Origin of the sequence: Salinisphaera sp. S4-8 (assembly GCF_040361235.1) — a bacterium.
Classification (GTDB): Bacteria; Pseudomonadota; Gammaproteobacteria; order Nevskiales; family Salinisphaeraceae; genus Salinisphaera.
This window is the reverse complement of record NZ_APNF01000012.1, coordinates 83,933-102,128: the sequence shown is the minus strand read 5'-3', so window position 1 is coordinate 102,128 and position 18,196 is coordinate 83,933. Positions and strand designations below refer to the sequence as shown.

Annotated in this window: 22 protein-coding genes; 19 read left to right on the top strand and 3 right to left on the bottom strand. The window is 62.6% G+C overall.

Features of this window, described 5'->3' with window-relative positions; all coding sequences use genetic code 11:
- Positions 1-185 precede the first annotated feature (185 nt).
- From S4A8_RS16310 to S4A8_RS16300, 3 genes are read right to left on the bottom strand one after another with little or no spacing between them, the layout of a single operon-like run.
- Positions 186-1,073 (bottom strand): alpha/beta fold hydrolase, encoded by an 888-nt coding sequence (locus S4A8_RS16310; protein ID WP_353220939.1) that lies wholly within the window; start codon positions 1,071-1,073, stop codon positions 186-188.
- Positions 1,066-1,512 carry a DUF3429 domain-containing protein gene (locus tag S4A8_RS16305; RefSeq protein ID WP_353175254.1) on the bottom strand — a complete coding sequence of 149 codons (447 nt, stop codon included), beginning with the start codon at positions 1,510-1,512 and terminating at the stop codon, positions 1,066-1,068. The genes S4A8_RS16310 and S4A8_RS16305 overlap by 8 nt, the downstream gene beginning before the upstream one ends.
- A gap of 39 nt (positions 1,513-1,551) precedes the next feature.
- Positions 1,552-2,397, bottom strand: a complete 846-nt coding sequence (locus S4A8_RS16300; protein WP_353220938.1) for a uroporphyrinogen-III synthase — start codon at positions 2,395-2,397, stop codon at positions 1,552-1,554.
- Positions 2,398-2,525: 128 nt separating this feature from the next.
- On the opposite strand from S4A8_RS16300, the gene S4A8_RS16295 reads away from it, so the two are divergent.
- The 19 genes from S4A8_RS16295 (at position 2,526) to cheZ (ending at position 18,045) form a co-directional block, all read left to right on the top strand.
- Positions 2,526-2,900 (top strand): hypothetical protein, encoded by a 375-nt coding sequence (locus S4A8_RS16295; protein WP_353175251.1) that lies wholly within the window; start codon positions 2,526-2,528, stop codon positions 2,898-2,900.
- Positions 2,897-3,307, top strand: coding sequence for a hypothetical protein (locus tag S4A8_RS16290; RefSeq protein WP_353220937.1), 411 nt, complete (start codon positions 2,897-2,899; stop codon positions 3,305-3,307). The genes S4A8_RS16295 and S4A8_RS16290 overlap by 4 nt, the downstream gene beginning before the upstream one ends.
- A gap of 115 nt (positions 3,308-3,422) precedes the next feature.
- A complete protein-coding gene (locus S4A8_RS16285) occupies positions 3,423-3,812 on the top strand; it encodes a hypothetical protein (RefSeq protein WP_353220936.1) in 390 nt (129 codons plus the stop codon).
- A 144-nt stretch (positions 3,813-3,956) separates the two neighbouring features.
- Positions 3,957-5,366: a flagellar filament capping protein FliD gene (fliD, locus tag S4A8_RS16280; RefSeq protein WP_353220935.1), complete on the top strand. Its 1,410-nt coding sequence runs from the start codon at positions 3,957-3,959 to the stop codon at positions 5,364-5,366.
- Between the two features lie 31 nt (positions 5,367-5,397).
- Entirely contained in the window at positions 5,398-5,859 is a 462-nt protein-coding gene (gene fliS, locus S4A8_RS16275; RefSeq protein ID WP_353175244.1) for a flagellar export chaperone FliS, read from the top strand.
- A 5-nt stretch (positions 5,860-5,864) separates the two neighbouring features.
- Positions 5,865-6,206 (top strand): flagellar protein FliT, encoded by a 342-nt coding sequence (gene fliT, locus S4A8_RS16270; RefSeq protein WP_353175242.1) that lies wholly within the window; start codon positions 5,865-5,867, stop codon positions 6,204-6,206.
- 27 nt (positions 6,207-6,233) lie between these two features.
- On the top strand, positions 6,234-7,373 hold the full coding sequence (fliK, locus tag S4A8_RS16265) for a flagellar hook-length control protein FliK (protein WP_353220934.1): 1,140 nt from the start codon (positions 6,234-6,236) through the stop codon (positions 7,371-7,373).
- Positions 7,370-7,666, top strand: coding sequence for an EscU/YscU/HrcU family type III secretion system export apparatus switch protein (locus tag S4A8_RS16260; RefSeq protein WP_353175238.1), 297 nt, complete (start codon positions 7,370-7,372; stop codon positions 7,664-7,666). Before fliK ends, S4A8_RS16260 begins: the two co-directional genes overlap by 4 nt.
- 360 nt (positions 7,667-8,026) lie before the next feature.
- Positions 8,027-8,485 (top strand): flagellar transcriptional regulator FlhD, encoded by a 459-nt coding sequence (flhD, locus tag S4A8_RS16255; RefSeq protein WP_353175236.1) that lies wholly within the window; start codon positions 8,027-8,029, stop codon positions 8,483-8,485.
- 12 nt (positions 8,486-8,497) lie between these two features.
- On the top strand, positions 8,498-9,052 hold the full coding sequence (gene flhC / locus S4A8_RS16250; protein WP_353175235.1) for a flagellar transcriptional regulator FlhC: 555 nt from the start codon (positions 8,498-8,500) through the stop codon (positions 9,050-9,052).
- Positions 9,053-9,177: 125 nt separating this feature from the next.
- Positions 9,178-10,059, top strand: a complete 882-nt coding sequence (motA, locus tag S4A8_RS16245) for a flagellar motor stator protein MotA (RefSeq protein WP_353175233.1) — start codon at positions 9,178-9,180, stop codon at positions 10,057-10,059.
- Positions 10,056-11,012 (top strand): flagellar motor protein MotB, encoded by a 957-nt coding sequence (gene motB / locus S4A8_RS16240; RefSeq protein ID WP_353220933.1) that lies wholly within the window; start codon positions 10,056-10,058, stop codon positions 11,010-11,012. The genes motA and motB overlap by 4 nt, the downstream gene beginning before the upstream one ends.
- A gap of 120 nt (positions 11,013-11,132) precedes the next feature.
- On the top strand, positions 11,133-13,232 hold the full coding sequence (cheA, locus tag S4A8_RS16235) for a chemotaxis protein CheA (RefSeq protein ID WP_353220932.1): 2,100 nt from the start codon (positions 11,133-11,135) through the stop codon (positions 13,230-13,232).
- Positions 13,233-13,268: 36 nt separating this feature from the next.
- Entirely contained in the window at positions 13,269-13,769 is a 501-nt protein-coding gene (locus S4A8_RS16230) for a chemotaxis protein CheW (RefSeq protein ID WP_353175228.1), read from the top strand.
- A gap of 508 nt (positions 13,770-14,277) precedes the next feature.
- Positions 14,278-15,144, top strand: coding sequence for a CheR family methyltransferase (locus S4A8_RS16225; protein WP_353220931.1), 867 nt, complete (start codon positions 14,278-14,280; stop codon positions 15,142-15,144).
- Positions 15,141-15,797, top strand: coding sequence for a chemoreceptor glutamine deamidase CheD (locus tag S4A8_RS16220; RefSeq protein ID WP_353220930.1), 657 nt, complete (start codon positions 15,141-15,143; stop codon positions 15,795-15,797). Before S4A8_RS16225 ends, S4A8_RS16220 begins: the two co-directional genes overlap by 4 nt.
- A complete protein-coding gene (locus tag S4A8_RS16215; RefSeq protein WP_353175222.1) occupies positions 15,794-16,867 on the top strand; it encodes a protein-glutamate methylesterase/protein-glutamine glutaminase in 1,074 nt (357 codons plus the stop codon). Before S4A8_RS16220 ends, S4A8_RS16215 begins: the two co-directional genes overlap by 4 nt.
- Before the next feature lie 80 nt (positions 16,868-16,947).
- Entirely contained in the window at positions 16,948-17,337 is a 390-nt protein-coding gene (gene cheY, locus S4A8_RS16210; protein ID WP_293627655.1) for a chemotaxis response regulator CheY, read from the top strand.
- A gap of 33 nt (positions 17,338-17,370) precedes the next feature.
- Positions 17,371-18,045: a protein phosphatase CheZ gene (cheZ, locus tag S4A8_RS16205; RefSeq protein ID WP_353175220.1), complete on the top strand. Its 675-nt coding sequence runs from the start codon at positions 17,371-17,373 to the stop codon at positions 18,043-18,045.
- The last annotated feature ends 151 nt before the right edge of the window (positions 18,046-18,196 follow it).

The following is an 18,196-nucleotide window of genomic DNA, read 5'->3' as shown; positions in this document are numbered from 1 at the left end:
TCGATTACAAAACACCCATTAGCCGACTCCGCTTGGACGTGAACAACCTGGTGGGTTTACACACCTAGGGCCTGTCGTCGCGAGATAGGCCCTACGCGGGGCGATGATCAACCCGGCATGAAACGCTTCATGCCGGGTTGAATGCGTTAGCCATAACGAGCCGGCCCGTTTTCGGGCCGGCTTTTTCATGCCTGGCTGGATGACGTGTGCGTATCGAGCCAGTCGGCGACCCGCGGCCAGATCTCGGCCTGCGCGGGCTTGCTGACCACGATGCCCGGATGATCGAAATCCACGCTGTAGCCGTGGCTGATGCCGGCGCGCTCGAATTGCGTATCGGTACTGGAAAAATGGCCGATAAAACGTTCGCAGCCCGCGCTCGGGTCGACCCGGTCGGCCGCGCCGGATAGGGCCAGTACCGGCTGGGTCACGCCGGCCAGCGTGGCGCGCAGGTAATCCTGGCGGCGACCGGTTTCCACCCAGTGGGTCGCGTCCATCATGGCGGCCGTGGGTTCGTTTTCCGGGCCCAGTCCGGCCGCACGCGCGGGGAAATACCCCAACAGGCGAGCCAGACCACGGGTGAGGCGATTGGCCGGCCAGTCGAGCATACGTTTGCCGACTTCGAATTGACTGGCGAACAGCACCAGCCCCGCGACCGCCTCGGCTTCCAGATAGCGTGCACAGGCCAGCGCGCTCATCACGCCGCCGAATGAATGCCCGATCCAGAAGGCTGGCCGCGGGTCCTGCGCCTGGAGGTGGCGTTGCACGGCCGGCAGGTCGTATTTGACGTGCTCGATCAGCCCCGCGCGCCCGGCGCTGGCCGGCGAGTCGGATAGGCCGCGGCGTTGCACGATCACGCCCGGGTAACCGCGTCGTGCCAGATAAGCGGCCAGGCCAATCTGCTTATCCGATAACCAGAAGCGCCGCCCGGTGAACATGCCGGGGACCAGTACCACGGGTGCGCGGGCGTTGGCCGCCTGGGCGCGCACATGGGTTATCTGGCAACAGCCACCGTCGGCACCGGTGATCGTCTGGGTTTCGACCGTCAGCGCGGCGTCTGCGTGATCGTCAGCCACGGCTCACCCGCCAGGCAATGGCCACGATACACAGGGTCACCACCAGGGTGAGTAGCCGGCGCAGCTGCAGAAAACCACGGCTTTGCCAGCCGCGCCGTGCGCCGTGTTCGTCGATCAGCCAGGCGGCCAGCAGCGCTGCGATCAGCAGAATGGCCCGCCAGGGCGCGGCCGTGAGCAACGCGCCCCAGGCGACGATGGCGGGCACCACGGCCAGCGCCATGTCCAGGCCCGCCGCGCGCCCGGCCGCGAGCATGCGTCCCCATTGCACGCCGCCGATGAAGGCCACGATCGTGGCCAGATAGGGCAACAGCCAGCGCAGCGCGGTGCGTGCATCCAGTGCATAGCCGCTATAGGCGTAATACACGCCCGCCGCAAACGGCACGAGTGCCAGCAAACCGAGCGCACAGGCCACAGGCAGGGCAGAGCGTTTCTTGGCCATGTCGAACAATCAATACAAGGAAAACGCGATCTTACCCGCTCACGCCGAGCCCGCGTTGAAGTGCGCGACCATCGTGCGCACCAGTGGCTTCATGAAATAGTTGCTGTCGGGCATGAGCGTGACCTGTACACCCTCGGCTTCGAGGCGTTCGGCCACCAGTGGGCCCACTGCGGCCACACATAGCCCGTTCAGGGCCGCGGTAAGGGCTTCATCGCGTTCGTTGGCGCGGGCGACCTTGTACAGGCGCTTGATCTGCGGGGAGCTGGTGAAAGCCACCGCGTCGAGTTCGCCGGCCACGATACGATCAATGAAATCCAGCACCTGCGGCGTTTCGGCCTCGTCGGCGTAGACATAAGGCGCGACCGCCTGCACATGGGCCTGTTTGCGCGCAAGGAAATCCATTAGCGGCGTGTTGGGGTCTTCGCCGTAGAGCTGTACGCGCACCCGATGCCCGGCCAGGTCGATATCGGCCAGCGCTTCGATCACGCCCTGGGTCGTCGGCTGGGTAGCGGCGACATCGCTGCGCAGTTTGAGTGCGCGTAATTCGCGTACCGGCTTGGGTCCGCGCGTGATCGTGCGGGCAGCGTCGAGGCGCGCGATGAACTGCGTGAGGCGCTCGGGGCTGTCGCGCTCGGCGAAGTCGCGCAGCCGGCGCAGGCCTTCGCCGGTCAGCCAGATCATGTCGTCCAGGCCGTGGTCGATAACATCGTTTAGCCAGCGCTGGACATGCGCGTGATCGGGTGTATCGCGGATATCCACCAACGGGCAGCGTAGCGCGACCGCGCCGCGACGCTCGATCATGTCGGCGAACAGGTCGAGCTGGCGCGATTCCGGCACGCCGATCCGGCGGCCTTCGAGGTCTCGAACTTCAGGTGCAGTCGTCATCGGGGCTCAGAGCGTCTGGCAAGCCAATGCACCCAGTGTAGCGAGCGAACGCGCACCTGACAGTTGCTATCGCGCGCCGGATCACGTCACACTGACATCGAGTATTGGCACGGTCCGGAAGACAGTCCATGACGCTTGCAGTCGGTATCAGTATTGTTTTCGCGCTTGCCCTGGCCGTGGTGAGCTATCTGCTCTGGCGTGCATACCGTCGGCTGGATGCGCTCAATGGCCAGATCGATCAGCTCGCCCATGATCTCGAGCACGCCAACGAAGAGCTGGCCGGTGCGCTCAGCGAGGTCAGCGGCAGTCGCATCATCGTGGAGGTCATCAACCCCATGACCCTGGCACGCGCGCGTTCGCGCTGGGGCGCGGCTCTGGTGGGTGTCGCACCGCGCATGATTCGTCGCCGTGTCTATGAAATCGTCGCCCGCGAGATGAAGCAGCAGCTTGCCGAGCAGGGTGTCGAAGCGCACCTGGATATCTTCCACCCCACCGGCTCATGATCGTCATCGCCGCCGTTATCGTTGCGTTCGTGGCCGTGCTCGTGGCAGCGGTCCGGCTGAACATGGCCGTTACTGACGCGGGCGAGCGTTTTCGTGTGCTCGCCGCCGGCTACGGCGATGCCGGCCTGCTGGTGGGTGCGCGCCAGCGCTTCCGGCGCCGCCAGGAAAGCGTGGAACAGGCCGTGGATACCGGCACCGTGGGCCTGCAGACCGCGCATCGTACGATCTCCAGCTGGTTCGGCACGCAGCAAACCGGCGAAGGCTTTTACAACAACGTGCGCGCATTCAACCGCAATCTGGGGCGTACGGTTTCCGGGCTGTTCGCTCCCGGGCCGAAGAAACACAGCGAAAGCCTCGAGGAGTGGCGTGAACAACAGGACTCGGACACGCCGCGCGACAAGCGTTGAGCTCTTAGGTGCCTGCGCACGGCCCCGTTTCGTGCGCCCATGGCATGCAGGCTGTCGATCCTGGGCTACGCCGGCTGTGCTCAAGAATCGGAATGTCGCGGCCGTTAAATCCAGGATGAAACGCATCAATCCCACTCTGGCCGGCGCGGGCGCGCTGATATTCGTCATAGCGATGGCCGTCCCGCCGGTCTGGGCCCAGGCCGCAGGCGCGCCACCGCCTGATGCAGGCACGAATCACGCCGGCCAGGGCACGCATCATGCGCCGTCTCGCCACGGGTACGGCTATCCAGCGCCCGAACTCGAGATCTACATGGCGCCGGAAAACGAGCGCTGGCCGTCGAATTATGTGCCCGACAACTATCGGCTGCATGGCTACGACGGCGAACCGGATCGTGCCACCGTGTGTAGCGGCGAAAGCGGGCGTACCTATGCCACGCGTACGATCGAATGCCCCGATGGCCAGCAGGCCGGAAAGCCGGGACGCAGCTGGTCCACGGCACCGTAAACATCGTCGTGGCAAGGCTCGCGAAAAACGGGCCGAAAAAAGTTTTCTTTTCCTGGCTTATGCATTAAAGGATTCGTGACCCGGCGCCGATAGGCACTGCAACCACGCTCGTTGTATCGAGCAGGCGTTATTCGCAGGTATGCCATGGCACTTACATCGTCACTAGGAATTGGCTCGGGACTGGATCTGAGCTCGCTGCTGGACGGGCTTCGTACGTCCGAGCAGCAGCGTCTGGTTCCGCTGCAAAAACAGGCCAGTAGCTATAACACCAAGTTCTCGGCCTATGGCACGCTGCAAAGCAGCTTCGCCAATTTTCAGTCCGCGGCCGAAGCGCTGGGCAAGGCCAGTCTTTACGAAGGCGTCAAGACCAGCGTCGAGGGCGACGCGTTTAGCGCGGTGGCCAGCGAAAAGGCCGACCCGGGCAGCTACAGCATTGAAGTCGATCAGCTGGCCCGCAGCCAGTCACTGGTCAGCGCCGGTCAGGCCAGCGTAGACGAGCAGATCGGCAACGGCGGTACGATCACGCTCTCGCTGGGCAATAGCGCTGGTGATGTCAGCGAAACCGTGGATATCGACCTCGACGCCGCCGACAGCAGCCTGTCCGGCATTCGCGATGCGATCAACGCCGCCGATATCGGCGTTAACGCCTCGATCGTCAATGATGGCAGCGGCACGCCCTACCGGCTGGTGTTGTCTTCCAATACCACCGGTACCGACTCGCAGATTTCGGTGAGCGTGGCAGAAAACAATGGTGACGGCTCCACGCCGCTGGCGGATCTGCTCGATTACGACAGCACCGCGGGCAACGGCGCGATGAGCGAAACTGTCGCCGCGCGCGACGCCCAGCTCTCGGTCAACGGGATTGCCGTCGTTAGTCAGACCAACCGTGTGGAAGAGGCCATTGCCGGGGTCACCCTGACGCTGTCCAAAACCACCACCGAGCCGCAATCGCTGACCGCCACGCGCGACACCGATGCCGTGAAGTCGGCGCTGCAGAAGTTCGTCAAGGCCTACAACAGCGTCAACTCGATTTCGGACAAGCTCACTGCCTTCGATGCGGAAAAAGAAATCAGCGGCGTGCTGCTGGGCGACTCGACGGCGCGTACCGCCGAAACACGCGTGCGCGGTGCGCTGAACACGCCGATCAGTGGCGGCACGTTCTCGGGGCTGGCCGAAATCGGCATCAGTCTGCAGCGCGACGGCACCATGGAAATCGACGACGAAGCGCTCGACGAGGCGCTGGCGAACAATCTCGCCGATGTCGGGCAGCTGATGGCCGGCAGTGACGGCAATGACGGCCTGTCGCAGGTACTGGTATCCACGCTCGATGCCGTGGCCGGTGACAACGGCCTGTTGCAGTCCGCCAGCGATGGCATGAAACAGCGTATCGACAGGCTCGGCGACCGCATGGAGCGCGAGCAGGAGTCGATCGACGCGACCATCGCACGCTATCAGAAGCAGTTCGTCCAGCTCGACTCGCTGATGGCGTCGATCAACTCGACCAGTAATTACCTCACTCAGCAATTCAAGTCGCTCGGCAATCAGGGCGATTAGTCAAAACAGACACTAAAGGCAAGGAACGCTCATGGCTTCTTACGCAAACCGTGCCGCAAGCGCTTACAAGACTCTCGGCGTCGAAACCGCCGCAATGAGCGCGAGCCCGCATCAATTGATCGTGCTGCTGTTCGACGGCGCGCGCAGCGCCCTCGGGCGGGCCCAGTGGGCTATTTCGCAAGGCGATTCCGCTGGCAAGGGCCAGGCGTTGTCCAAGGCGATCGATATCATCGAACTCGGCCTGCGTGCCGCGCTCGATATCGAGCGCGGCGGCGAGATCGCCGAACGGCTGGATTCGCTATACGATTACATGACCCGTACCCTGATCCGGGCCAACATCAAGAGCGATACCGCGCTGATCGCGCACGTGGATACGCTGCTCGACGACATTGGTTCGGCCTGGAAACAGATCGGTAACGGTGCCGCCCCGGCGACGGCCAGTGCCGCGCCCACGGCCGCGACCGCTTCGGCTTACGCACTACAACAGGCTTGAGGGACATGAACCAGCAGCAGCAGGATATCGTCGCCGGCTATTGTGCGCTTCTCGATCTCAACAAGAAGATGATCGAGATCGCGGTTGCAGGCGAGTGGGAAAATCTGGTCGAAATGAAAAGCGAACACCTGTGTCAGGTGGAAGCGCTGATGAATATCGAATACGACGTGGCCGTCAACGATGCGTTTCGTGAAGCCAAGCGCGCCGTACTGATCCAGATCGCGGCCAGCGAACAGGAACTGCGCGAACGGCTCCAGCAGCGTATGGACGAGTTGTCGGGCGCGCTTTCGCAGGCGCGTTCCCAGCGGCGGGTCAAAAACGCGTATGAAAAGAACGCGGTCTGCTAGTCAGCATTTAAAGATAGATAGGCGACCGTGAGCACGATCACGCCGATGCTCGATACGCTGTTGCCGCAGGTGCTAGGGCGCCGTGCGGACATGGCGCGTTTTACCGGTGCGCGGGTCAATATCCCGCTCGGGCCGGTCGATCCGGTGGCCAGCGTACGCACCGACGGCTTCGATCGGCCGACGCCGGGCACCGGGGCCGATGCCACGCGTGCACGCGGCTCGGGCGAGGCCGATCCGTCCACCCAGGGCGGCGGCGCGCGTCGTACGGGCGAACAGCCCGGCGCGCGCGAGATCGCGACCGGCACGCGTTATCTGCCGGCGGCCAAGCAGCCGCCGGCGGGGCCTCATACCGAGTCAGCCCGCGCCCAGTTCAGCCGCGAGGGCGGCTTGATTGCGTCGCTGCTCGCACGTCGCCCGGCGCCGGTGGCCCATACCACGCCTGCGCATGCAGCCGCGCTTTTCGGTGCCGCCCGGGTGCCGGCCACGCCCATTCTGGCCGCCATTCTGGGCCAGCAGGTCGCACACAGCGGGTTGTTCTACGAATCCCACCTGAGCAAGTGGTTCGATGGCCAGCGTCCGCTTACCGAACTGCTGGAAGAACCGCATAACCAAAAGACACAAAATCCGGCGTCGCAGGGCGATGCGCGGGCGTCGTCGACCCATGCGCCTGCCACGAACACGCGCCAGAGTTTGGCGAATGCCAGCGCCAACGCGTTGCTGGCGCCGGGCGCATTCGATACGGCGGCCGCCCAGGGGCGCGGCGACGGCGCGCGCGGCGATGTGGTCGACGAGCGCCTGCTATCGGTAGTTCGCCAGCAGCTGGATGTGCTGAGCAATTCGGTCTTTCGCTGGCACGGTGATGCCTGGCCCGGCGTCGACATGCAATGGGAGATCCATGAGCACGGCGATGACGGTACGCCGCGACGCGGCCAGGATGAGCAAGGCGAGGCGTCGTTTTCGACCCGCCTGCGTCTGGAGTTGCCGCGTCTCGGGCCGGTGGAGATCGCGCTCAATCTCGCCGGTGGGGCGATCGAGGTTTATGCCTTTGCTTCGAGCGCGCAGGGCGCGGCCACACTCGCGCCCGCCACCGGCGAACTGAAGGCGCGGTTCGAACAGGCCGGTTTCGATCGTGCCCATGTCGAACTTATCGAGGAAGCGGTCGAATGAGTGCTGTCGATCGCTCTCAGTCCCGCGACGAACGCGCCAGCGTCGTCGCCCTGCGCTATGCCGAACAGGATGACGCGCCACGCGTGGTCGCCAAGGGTTATGGCGATATCGCGCAATCCATCATGGATCGGGCCGAAAAACACGGCCTGCACGTACACCGCTCGCCCGAGCTGGTCCGTCTGCTCATGCGTGTCGATCTGGACGATCGTATTCCCCCCGAACTCTATGTGGCCGTGGCGGAACTGCTGGCATGGGTCTACCGGCTGGAAAACGCTGCTGACGCGAAATCGTAGAATCGAGCGCAACACTGCGGCGTAACGTTCACATTTCGTTCGTATCAATCGCGCACAATCCAATATAGAATAAAGGAATGTCGTTAATCGACGACAGTGCGATACGCTGTGTCTTTGCTTTTTCCCACGCGCTGTTGCATTTTTAAAGATACGGCGTTTCAGAAAAAGCACCGAGAGGCGGACATTCTTTTGAGACGGAAAACACAGGCTTACAGCGGTTCGGGCCTGCCCGGCCGGCGCACGAGGGTGACGCGCCGTCAGTACGGGTAACGCTGTCGTTTCACGGCAGGCTTTCGCGACGTCTGCTGCCCGTTTCACGGTACGCTTGTTAGCGACGGGCGTTTTGGTAGGGGAGATAAAATGAGTGTTGATCATCTACTCGATGACGTCCGCGATCTGAATCTGTCCTATCTGATTCTGATGCAGCGGCTGATCAATACCGATCGCGAGCTGGCGATGTTTCGCCTGAAGATCGACGAGGACATGGCCGACCTGCTCAGCCAGATCCCGGTAGCCGATCTCGCGAAGCTGGCCCGTTGCAACCAATTGCTATGCCATTTTTCACTCGATAGCGCCGACCAGCTGTTCGCGCTGATCGATGCGCCGCGTGACGACGATATGCGCCGCCTGCATGCCGGAATTCTGCTGTCGTCGCAGAACAAGCGAAAGAGCGATCGTCGTACCGGTGAACGACGCGCGGCCGGCGACCGGCGTAGCACGGACGGCCCGGACGAGGCCGATGCGCCGGCACGTCGTGGCCAGCCGCGTCGCGAGGCCGACCGCGAGGCGCAGCGTAAAAACGGTAGCGGCGAAGGGTAATCGACGAGCCGCATGAGTCCAACGACGAACAAAAGCGTTATAGACGAGGCCAAGCAGATCGGGCTGGCCATCGAGCTCATCGAGCTCGGTGCACGCCTGCAGGTACTGCAGACCGAAACCGATATCAGTCGTCGTCGGTTAATCAATCTGTACAAGGAAATCCACGGTGTCTCGCCGCCCAAGGGCATGCTGCCGTTTTCGACCGACTGGTATGTCACCTGGCTGCCCAACATCCATTCGTCGCTGTTCTACAACACCTACTGCTACCTGCGCCGGCGCAAGGAACGCAGCCGCATGGAAGCGGTGGTCAACGCCTATCGTCTGTATAACGAGCAGACGCCATTGCAGGATGACGGCAAGCCGGTGCTCAGCCTGACCCGGGCGTGGATGCTGGTGCGCTTTTTCGAAAGCGACATGATGACGCTGTCGGTATGCAACCGCTGCCACGGCAAGTTCGTCAATCGTGCATACAGCCTCGATCAGGATTTCGTGTGCGGAATCTGCCAGCCGCCCTCGCGTGCCGGCAAGACGCTCAAGAACGCGAAAAAGCGCAAGAAGAAAGCATAAGCGCGCGCTGTCTTCGCCTTCCGGCGCCAGCGATTCATTCAAGCTCTGGCCCTGTCGGCCGCTAACCCTTCCTAGAGATTGCGGGTTTACGTGTTTTCACGGCCACTCCATCAGGGAAGGCGACAGTGCTTATATTCTTGGGTTACGTCATCGTCATCGGGTCCGTGCTTGGCGGCTATGCCATGGTCGGCGGGCATATGGGCGCGCTGTACCAGCCGGCGGAACTGGTGATCATCTTCGGCGCGGGTATCGGCGCGTTCGTGGCCGCGAACAATGGCAAGGGAATCGGCGCCACGGTGCGCGTATTGCCCAAGCTGCTGCGCGGCTCGCAGTATTCCAAGGAAATCTGTGTCGATCTGATGACGCTGCTCTACCTGCTGCTGGCCAAGGCACGCCAGTCGGGCATGATGTCGCTCGAGCAGGATATCGAGAATCCGCGCGAAAGCACGCTGTTCTCCGCCTATCCGAAGCTGGTCGAAGACAAGCTGATCATGGATTTTCTTACCGATTATCTGCGCCTGATGATCAGCGGCAACATGGACGCCTTCGAGATCGAGGCGTTGATGGACCACGAGATCGAAACCTTCCAGCACGAAGCGGAAGTGCCGGCCCACGGTCTGGCGGCGATGGGCGACTCGTTGCCGGCCTTCGGTATCGTCGCGGCGGTCATGGGCGTGGTCCACGCGCTGGGCTCGGCCGCACTCGACCCGTCGGAAATCGGCCCGCTGATCGCCCATGCCATGGTGGGTACCTTCCTGGGCATTCTGTTGGCCTACGGTTTCGTCAGTCCGCTGGCTGCACGCGTGCGCTCGCAGGTCGAGGAAGTCGTCAAGATCATGCAGAGCGTGAAGGTCACGCTGCTGGCCAATCTCAACGGCTATGCGCCGCCGCTGTCGATCGAGTTCGGCCGCAAGGCGCTGTTCTCGTCCGAGCGTCCGTCCTTCAATGAGCTCGAAGAACACGTACGCAGCGTGAAATCCGGCGGGACCGCCCAGGCGTCCTCGTGAGCGAGGCACACAAACGCCCGATCGTCATCCGCCGCAAGAAGACGGCGAATCACGGCACTCATGGGGCGTGGAAGATCGCCTATGCCGACTTCATGACTGCAATGATGGCGTTCTTTCTGGTCATGTGGCTGTTGTCGGGCTTGAGTGCAGCCGAACGCGAAGAAGTCGGCGAGTACTTTCGGACCCCGCTCAAGGTCGCGATGATGGGCGGGGACAAGGCCTCGGCCAGCAACAGCGCTATTCCCGGCGGCGGCGACGATCCCATGCATTCGGAAGGCGAGGTATCACTGACCTCGCCCAATGCCACCAATTACCGGCCCAGCCACCGTCCGCTGCGTGATCTGCAGCGCAGCCTGGAGTCGATGATTCATGCCGACCCGGCGCTTGACGAGCTCAGCTCCCAGCTGAGTCTCAAGGTGGTCGAAGACGGCCTGCTCATTCAGATCAGCGACAGCAATAAACGGCCCATGTTCGCGCTCGGCAGTTCCGAGCTGGCCCCGTATATTCGCGATGTGTTGTCCAAGGTCGGGCCCAAACTCAACGAATTTCCCAACTCCATTACGCTGACCGGGCATACCGACGATCTGCGCTTTGCCACCGGCGATCGGCGCTACAGCAACTGGGAGTTATCGGCCGATCGCGCCAATGCGGCGCGGCGTGCGCTCATTCAGGGCGGCATGCAGCCCGACAAACTCTTGCGCGTCATCGGCGCGGCGGCGACCGCGAGCCGGGCAGGCGTCGAGTCGTCGGCCGCCCCGGCAAACCGGCGTATCAGCATTCTCGTGCTCAACGAACACGCACAACATCGTATAGAGCAGGAAAGCGCGCCGCCGACCACAACCCTGTCTGCGGAGGCCGAGGCTGAGGCCGCGCCGCAATCGGGCAGCGAAAGCGGCAATGCCGCGACCATGGTCAAGGTCAAAGATTCGGAAAAAGACGCCCAGTCCGGCTAAACGGGCGGGTAAGCGTAATTCATGTTCGGTCGAACACTAAAGCAACGCGCCGATTGAACGATATGTCTTGAGACATCGGTTTTTTGAGTCCGACCACGAGCGACAGCGGAATAACCAGGCATGACACTAGATATCGCCGAGTTCTACCAGACCTTCTTCGACGAGGCAGACGAACTGCTCGACGAAATGGAGCGCCTGCTCATCAACCTGGATATCGATACGCCGGATAGCGAAGATCTGAACGCGATCTTCCGGGCCGCGCATTCGATCAAGGGCGGTGCTGGCACGTTCGGTTTCACGCATCTGCAGGAAACCACCCACCTGCTGGAAAACCTGCTCGATCGCGCCCGTCACGGCGAACTCGTGCTCGACCGTACGGCGGTAGATCTGTTTCTCGAATGCCGCGATGTGCTCGCCGGGCAGATCGATGCCTACCGCGCGTCCAGCGAACCTGATCAACAGGCCTACGAAGACATCGCCCAGCGCCTGCGCACGCTCGACGAAAAGGGCAGTGCGGCGCTGGCCACAGGCGAGTCGGCTGCCAGCGCGGCGCCGACCGATGCCGAGCCGGACGCACAGCAAGCGCCGGCCAGTTCGGTGCGCGTTGTGGCGATCAGCGGTATCGAAGAAAGCCAGTCCGCCACGCTCGTCGAAGAGCTTGGGCTGTTCGGCGATATCGAAAGCCAGACCTTCGAAGGCGATACGCTGACCGTTACCCTCGCACAGCCGGCCGAGGCCGACGATATCTCGTCGGTGCTGTGTTTCGTTGTCGACGAGGACCAGCTGCATTTCGCTGGTGCGGCGACCGCCGATAGCGACACCACCGCGCCGGCCCAGGACACGGATACCGAGCAGGCCGAAACCGCGGTTGCCCAGGCGGCCAGTGAAGCGGTGGCGGCAGAACGCACACCCGGCACGCAAGCGGCCGCGGCAGCCCAGAACACGCAAGAGGCGGCATCCGCACCGGAAGACAAGAAAGCCGCGCCCGCGGCCAAGTCCAAGGCGTCGGGCAAGTCATCGAGCGAATCCAGTTCCCTGCGCGTATCGACCGAGAAGGTCGACGAAATCATCAACCTCGTTGGCGAGCTGGTCATTACCCAGTCGATGCTGGAACAGACCATCGGCGGACTCGACAGCGAAGCGCACGGCGCGCTGCTTGAAGGTCTGAACCAGCTGCAACGCAATGCCCGCGACCTGCAGGAAGCGGTGATGTCGGTGCGCATGATGCCCATGGACTACGCCTTCAACCGCTTCCCGCGGTTGGTGCGTGATCTCAGCGGCAAGCTGGGCAAGGAAATCAACCTGGTCACCGAGGGCGAATCGACCGAACTCGACAAGGGTCTGATCGAACGCATCATGGACCCGATGACCCATCTGGTGCGCAACAGCCTGGATCACGGTATCGAAACACCGGAACGCCGCAAGGCGGCCGGCAAGCCCGCGGCCGGCACGCTGACCCTGGCGGCCCAGCATCAGGGCGGCAGTATTCTCATCGATATTTCCGACGACGGCGCCGGTCTCAATCGCGAACGCATTCTGGCCAAGGCGCGCCAGAACGGCCTCGCGGTCAGCGATTCGATGAGCGATGACGAAGTCTGGCAGCTGATCTTCGCGCCCGGTTTCTCCACCGCGGAAGCGGTCACCGACGTGTCCGGGCGCGGCGTGGGCATGGATGTGGTCAAGCGCAACATCCAGGAGCTTGGCGGCCACGTGGATATTCGTTCCGCGGCCGGCGAGGGGACGACCATTCGGATCGTGCTGCCGCTGACGCTGGCGATCATGGACGGCATGCTCATTCGCGTGGGCGAAGAGGTGTTCATCATGCCGCTGGGCGCGATCAAGGAATCGATGCAGGTTCAATCCGACCAGCTCAAGCGCGTGTCGCAGGATACGCAGCTGGTCTATGTGCGCGGCGAATATCTGCCGCTGGTCGAAATGCATCGCGTATTCGATATCGATGGCGCGCAGACCGATGTGCTGCGCGGCATCGTCATGGTGATCGAAAGCGAGGGCCGGCATTACGCCGTGCTCGTCGACGAGTTGCTCGGTCAACGCCAGGTCGTGGTCAAGAACCTGGAAACCAACTATCGCAAGGTCGTGGGTATTTCCGCGGCCACGATCCTCGGCGACGGCAGCGTCGCGCTGATTCTCGACGTGGTTGCGCTGTCACGCGCAGGCCCTCAGAGCGAAACCCAGGCACGGCAGGTAGCGCCGGTCTGATTCCTTTCTACATGGACGTTACACGGAGTAAACGACATGGCTGAAGTCATTGCTAACGAAGCCCCGCGCGATGCCACCGCGGATATGGAAGTACTGGTATTCGCGCTCGGCGGCGAAGAGTACGGCGTGGATATCCTCAAGGTCCAGGAAATCCGCGGCTACAATCAGGTCACGCGTATTGCCAACGTGCCGGATTTCGTCAAGGGCGTAACCAACCTGCGCGGCAGCATCGTTCCCATCATCGACGCCCGGATCAAGTTCGGTCTGGAAAATGCGGCCTACGACCAGCATACGGTCGTGATCGTGCTCAACGTGGGCGAACGCGTCGTCGGCGTGGTCGTGGACAGCGTCTCCGACGTACTCACGCTCACGCCCGAACAGATCAAGCCGGCGCCGGATTTCGGCGTGAGTGCCGCCACGGAACACGTACTGGGTCTGGGCAGCGTCGACGATCGCATGCTCATCCTGGTGGATATCGATCGCATGATGAGCAGCCGCGAGCTCGCGCTCGTGGACGAGGTCGAGGCGGTCGCCTGAACCTGATCCGTGGCACGGTTCGACGCCGTGCCAGAACACATCCGAAACGATGCCGGACAACGCTGCGCCGCGTACGGTGCAGCGTTTTTTGTTCCAGCGGCTGTCGACGCCATGCGCGCGCCGTTGTGGGGGGCACCAACGTAGCCCCTGCAACGCGCGCGTCGCTGTGTCGTCGCGCCGCGCCCCGGACGCGCAACGCGTAGGGCTTCCAGGCGCGGCGCCGACCGTCGCGGCGAGCGCCGGTTAATGTGAAGATATGTCGGCAATACAGGGGTCTAGCGCCGTTACGCGGAATCGCTGAACAAGGGCACGACATTTCCTCTGGCCGCCAGCAGCGCTCGGCGCGAACTCACGGGAAACGGCAATAGCCCCTAAGGGTCTGAAAAAACGACGTATTAAAGAAAAAACGCGGTCGGTCGATCCTAGCTACAGGTCCGAATTTCTGCCTCAATCCAGCCGCATTGCAGCGCTGGTTCATGGCACGGGCCTCGCCATCTTCTAGGAGGGCTTGCCCGTGCTGGCTGTTCGAAACGAACGTGATCTATTACTGACGTCGGAAGACTTCGAGTGCGTACGGCGCATGATTCATGCGCGCGCCGGCATCTCGTTGGCGCCGCACAAAACGGAGATGGTCTATAGCCGCCTGGCCAAGCGTATCCGCGTACTCGGGCATACGCGCTTTCACGATTATCTGGCCATGCTGCAGGCCGATGCCAACCATCCGGAATGGGAAGAGTTCGTCAATGCGTTGACGACCAACCTCACCTCGTTCTTTCGCGAAGCCCATCACTTTCCGCTGCTCGCGGCCCACGCCAAGGCGCGCAGCACGCCGCTCAAGGTCTGGACCTGCGCGGCGTCGACGGGCGAAGAGCCGTATTCGATCGCGATCACCCTGGCGGAAGCCCAGGGCCCGGGCCGCGCGCCGGCCAGTATTCTGGCCACCGATATCGATACCCGTGCCATCGAAGTCGCGCGCCGCGGCATCTATTCGATGAACGATGTCAGCAAGATGACCCCGGAGCGGCTACAACGCTTTTTCTTGAAGGGCACCGGCGAGCGCGCAGGCATGGTCCGTGTGCAGCCGAGCCTTTCCCAGAACATCACCTTCCGTGCGCTCAACCTGCTGGACGCCAGCTGGGATATCGAAGGCCCGCTCGATGTGATCTTCTGTCGCAATCTGATGATCTATTTCGACAAGGCCACCCAGGCGCGTCTGCTGGAGCGCTTCGCCGGCTTGCTGCGCGAAGACGGCCTGTTGTTCGCCGGCCATTCGGAGAATTTTTCCAACATCACCCAGTCATTTCGTCTGCGTAGCCACACCGTCTACGAGCGCGTCGCGGGCAAGGGCACGCGTACGGGCAAGGAGTCGGCATGAGCATGCGTGACGGTGCCCGATCGATTCAGAACGGCTCGACCCATACCTATTTCGATCAGCGCCATGGCATGGATGCCATTCGCGTACTGCCCAATGAATACGCGATCACCCGTGAAGACGTAGTGCTGACCACCGTACTCGGCTCCTGCGTGGCGGCCTGCCTGCGCGACCCGGTTGCCGGGGTGGGTGGACTCAACCATTTCATGCTGCCCGCGGCCGGGCCCGATGTTGCCCCGAGCGAAGCGCAATCCATGCGTTATGGCGACTATGCGATGGATACGCTGCTGGAGGCGCTCTACCGGCAGGGCGCGCGTCGCGAGCGTATCGAGGCAAAAGTCTTTGGCGGCGCGATGCTCATGAGCGGCGTGCAGGCCGCGCGGGTGGGGATTGCCAATTCCGATTTCATCCTGGCGTACCTCGACGGCTGCGGCATTGACGTGCTGTCGCAGGAACTCAAGGGCGATTGTGCCCGCCAGGTGCATTATTTTCCGGCCACCGGTCGGGTTCAGCTGCGCCGCTTGCGCGGCGGCGAACGCCGTATGGTTGCCCAGGATGTCGTGTTGGCCAACAAGCTGGCGCCGGTACTGCCGGTGGCCGGTGTGCTGTCGGCCACAACGACCTCGACCAGCACGGGTAAGGAGACGACATCGTGAATACGACGGCCAAACGACCGATTCGTGTGTTGTGTGTCGACGATTCGGCCTTGATTCGCAAACTCGTCACCGAGATCGTCAATAACGAAGACGATATGGAAATGGTGGCCAGTGCGCCCGATCCGCTGGTGGCCCGCGAGCTGATCAAGAAACACAATCCCGACGTGCTCACGCTCGATGTCGAAATGCCGCGCATGGACGGGCTGGACTTTCTCGGCAAGCTCATGCGATTGCGGCCGATGCCGGTGATCATGCTGTCGTCGCTGACCGCGCGCGGCTCGGATATCACCTTGCAGGCACTCGAACTGGGCGCGGTCGATTTCGTGACCAAGCCCAAGCTCGATCTCAATCGCGGCCTGATCGAAAGCGGCCACGAAATCGTGGAAAAGATTCGCGGCGCGGCGCGCGCTACCCTGCGCCGGCCGACCCCCAGGCCCGCCGGTGCCCAGCCGCTGGTGGCCCCGCGGGTATCCAGCGAAAAGCTGTTCATCGTGGGCGCATCGACCGGCGGTACGGAAGCGATTCGCGAGTTTCTCGAACCCATGCCGGCCGATGCACCAGCGATTCTGATCACCCAGCATATGCCGGGCGGTTTCACCGGCTCGTTCGCGCGACGTATGGATTCGCTGTGCCGGATCCAGGTCAAGGAAGCCGAGCACGGCGAACGCGTACTGCCCGGGCGCGCCTATATCGCGCCCGGCGGCGAACAGCATCTGCGGCTGTCGCGCAGCGGCGCGAACTATGTCGTGGCGCTGGAAGCCGGCCCGCCCGTCAACCGACATCGGCCGTCGGTCGATGTGCTGTTCGAATCGGCCGCCAAGCATGCCGGGCGTAATGCAATCGGCATTCTCATGACCGGCATGGGCAAGGACGGCGCGCAGGGGCTATTGCAGATGCGTGAAGCCGGCGCGGCCACGCTCGCGCAGGACGAAGCCAGCTGCGTCGTATTCGGCATGCCGCGCGAAGCCATCGCCATCGGTGCCGCGCAGTCGGTGGTTTCCATCGACGACATGGCAAGACACGCACTGGGCCTGCTGGGCGGGCCGGACAGTCGCGCGCTGCGCATCTAACAGGCGCCGGGCGCCGACCCGGCCAGTATTCACAACGCTTCACTCATCCACAGGCCAGTCAACAAAACCGAGATATCGCCATGGCGGACAAGAACCTCAATTTCCTCGTCGTCGACGACTTTTCCACGATGCGCCGGATCGTGCGCAACCTGCTCAAGGAGCTGGGCTACAACAACGTCGAAGAAGCCGAAGACGGCGCCGAGGCACTGGAAAAGCTCAATACCGGCAAATTCCAGTTCGTCGTATCGGACTGGAACATGCCCAATCTGGACGGGCTGGAAATGCTCAAGCGTATTCGGGCAAGTGATACGCTCAAGCATCTACCCGTGCTGATGGTCACCGCCGAAGCGAAGAAGGAAAACATCGTCGCGGCAGCCCAGGCGGGCGCCAGCGGCTACGTGGTCAAGCCGTTTTCTGCCGCGACGCTGGAAGAAAAACTCGAGCGTATCTTCGACAAACTCGGCATGTAAGCGCGTGCCCGACGGGCAGGAGAAGCCAGCATCATGGAAAATACGAATCCGGCCGATCAGGCCGCACCCGAGCAGGCAGGAGAACTGATCGATCGTATCGGTCAGCTCACGCGCGCTTTGAACGAAAGCATGCGCGAACTCGGCCTGGATCGCGAGGTGGAAAAAGCCGCAGACGCGATCCCCGACGCGCGCGACCGGCTCAACTATATCGCCAGCATGACCGAACAGGCGGCCGAAACCGCGTTGTCTTCGATCGAAGTCGCACAGCCGTTGCAAACCGAAATCGAAAACCGTGCCGTCAAGCTCGATGGGCGCTGGCAAACGTGGTTCGATGCACCGATCGAACTCGCCGATGCGCGCGAACTGGTCCGCGATACGCGTAGTTATCTGCAATGGGTGCCACAGCAAACCCAGGCCACCCAGGGCCAGCTGCACGACATCATGATGGCGCAGGATTTCCAGGATCTGACCGGGCAGGTGATCAAGAAGCTCGTGGTCGTGATCCGCGATATCGAAAAACAGTTGATCGACGTGCTGTTGCAGTATCTGCCGGAAGATCGCGTGCGTGGCCGTGAAGCCGAACTGCGTGAGAAAAAGGGCGAGAATTCGTCGCTGCTCAACGGTCCGCAGATCCAGACCGAGGGCAACACCGAGATCGTGACCGACCAGGCCCAGGTCGACGACTTGCTCGATAGCCTCGGCTTTTAACGCCTGCTTCAAGCCGGTCACATCGCGCCGCGACGCCGGGTGACCGGCGCTTTCGCGGTGCTCATCCGATGATAAGCGCCCATTAACGCCGCTGTTCGCGCAATCGGCGCGCGTGCACGCTTTGCATAATGCTTACTCGAAACTTCGGCTG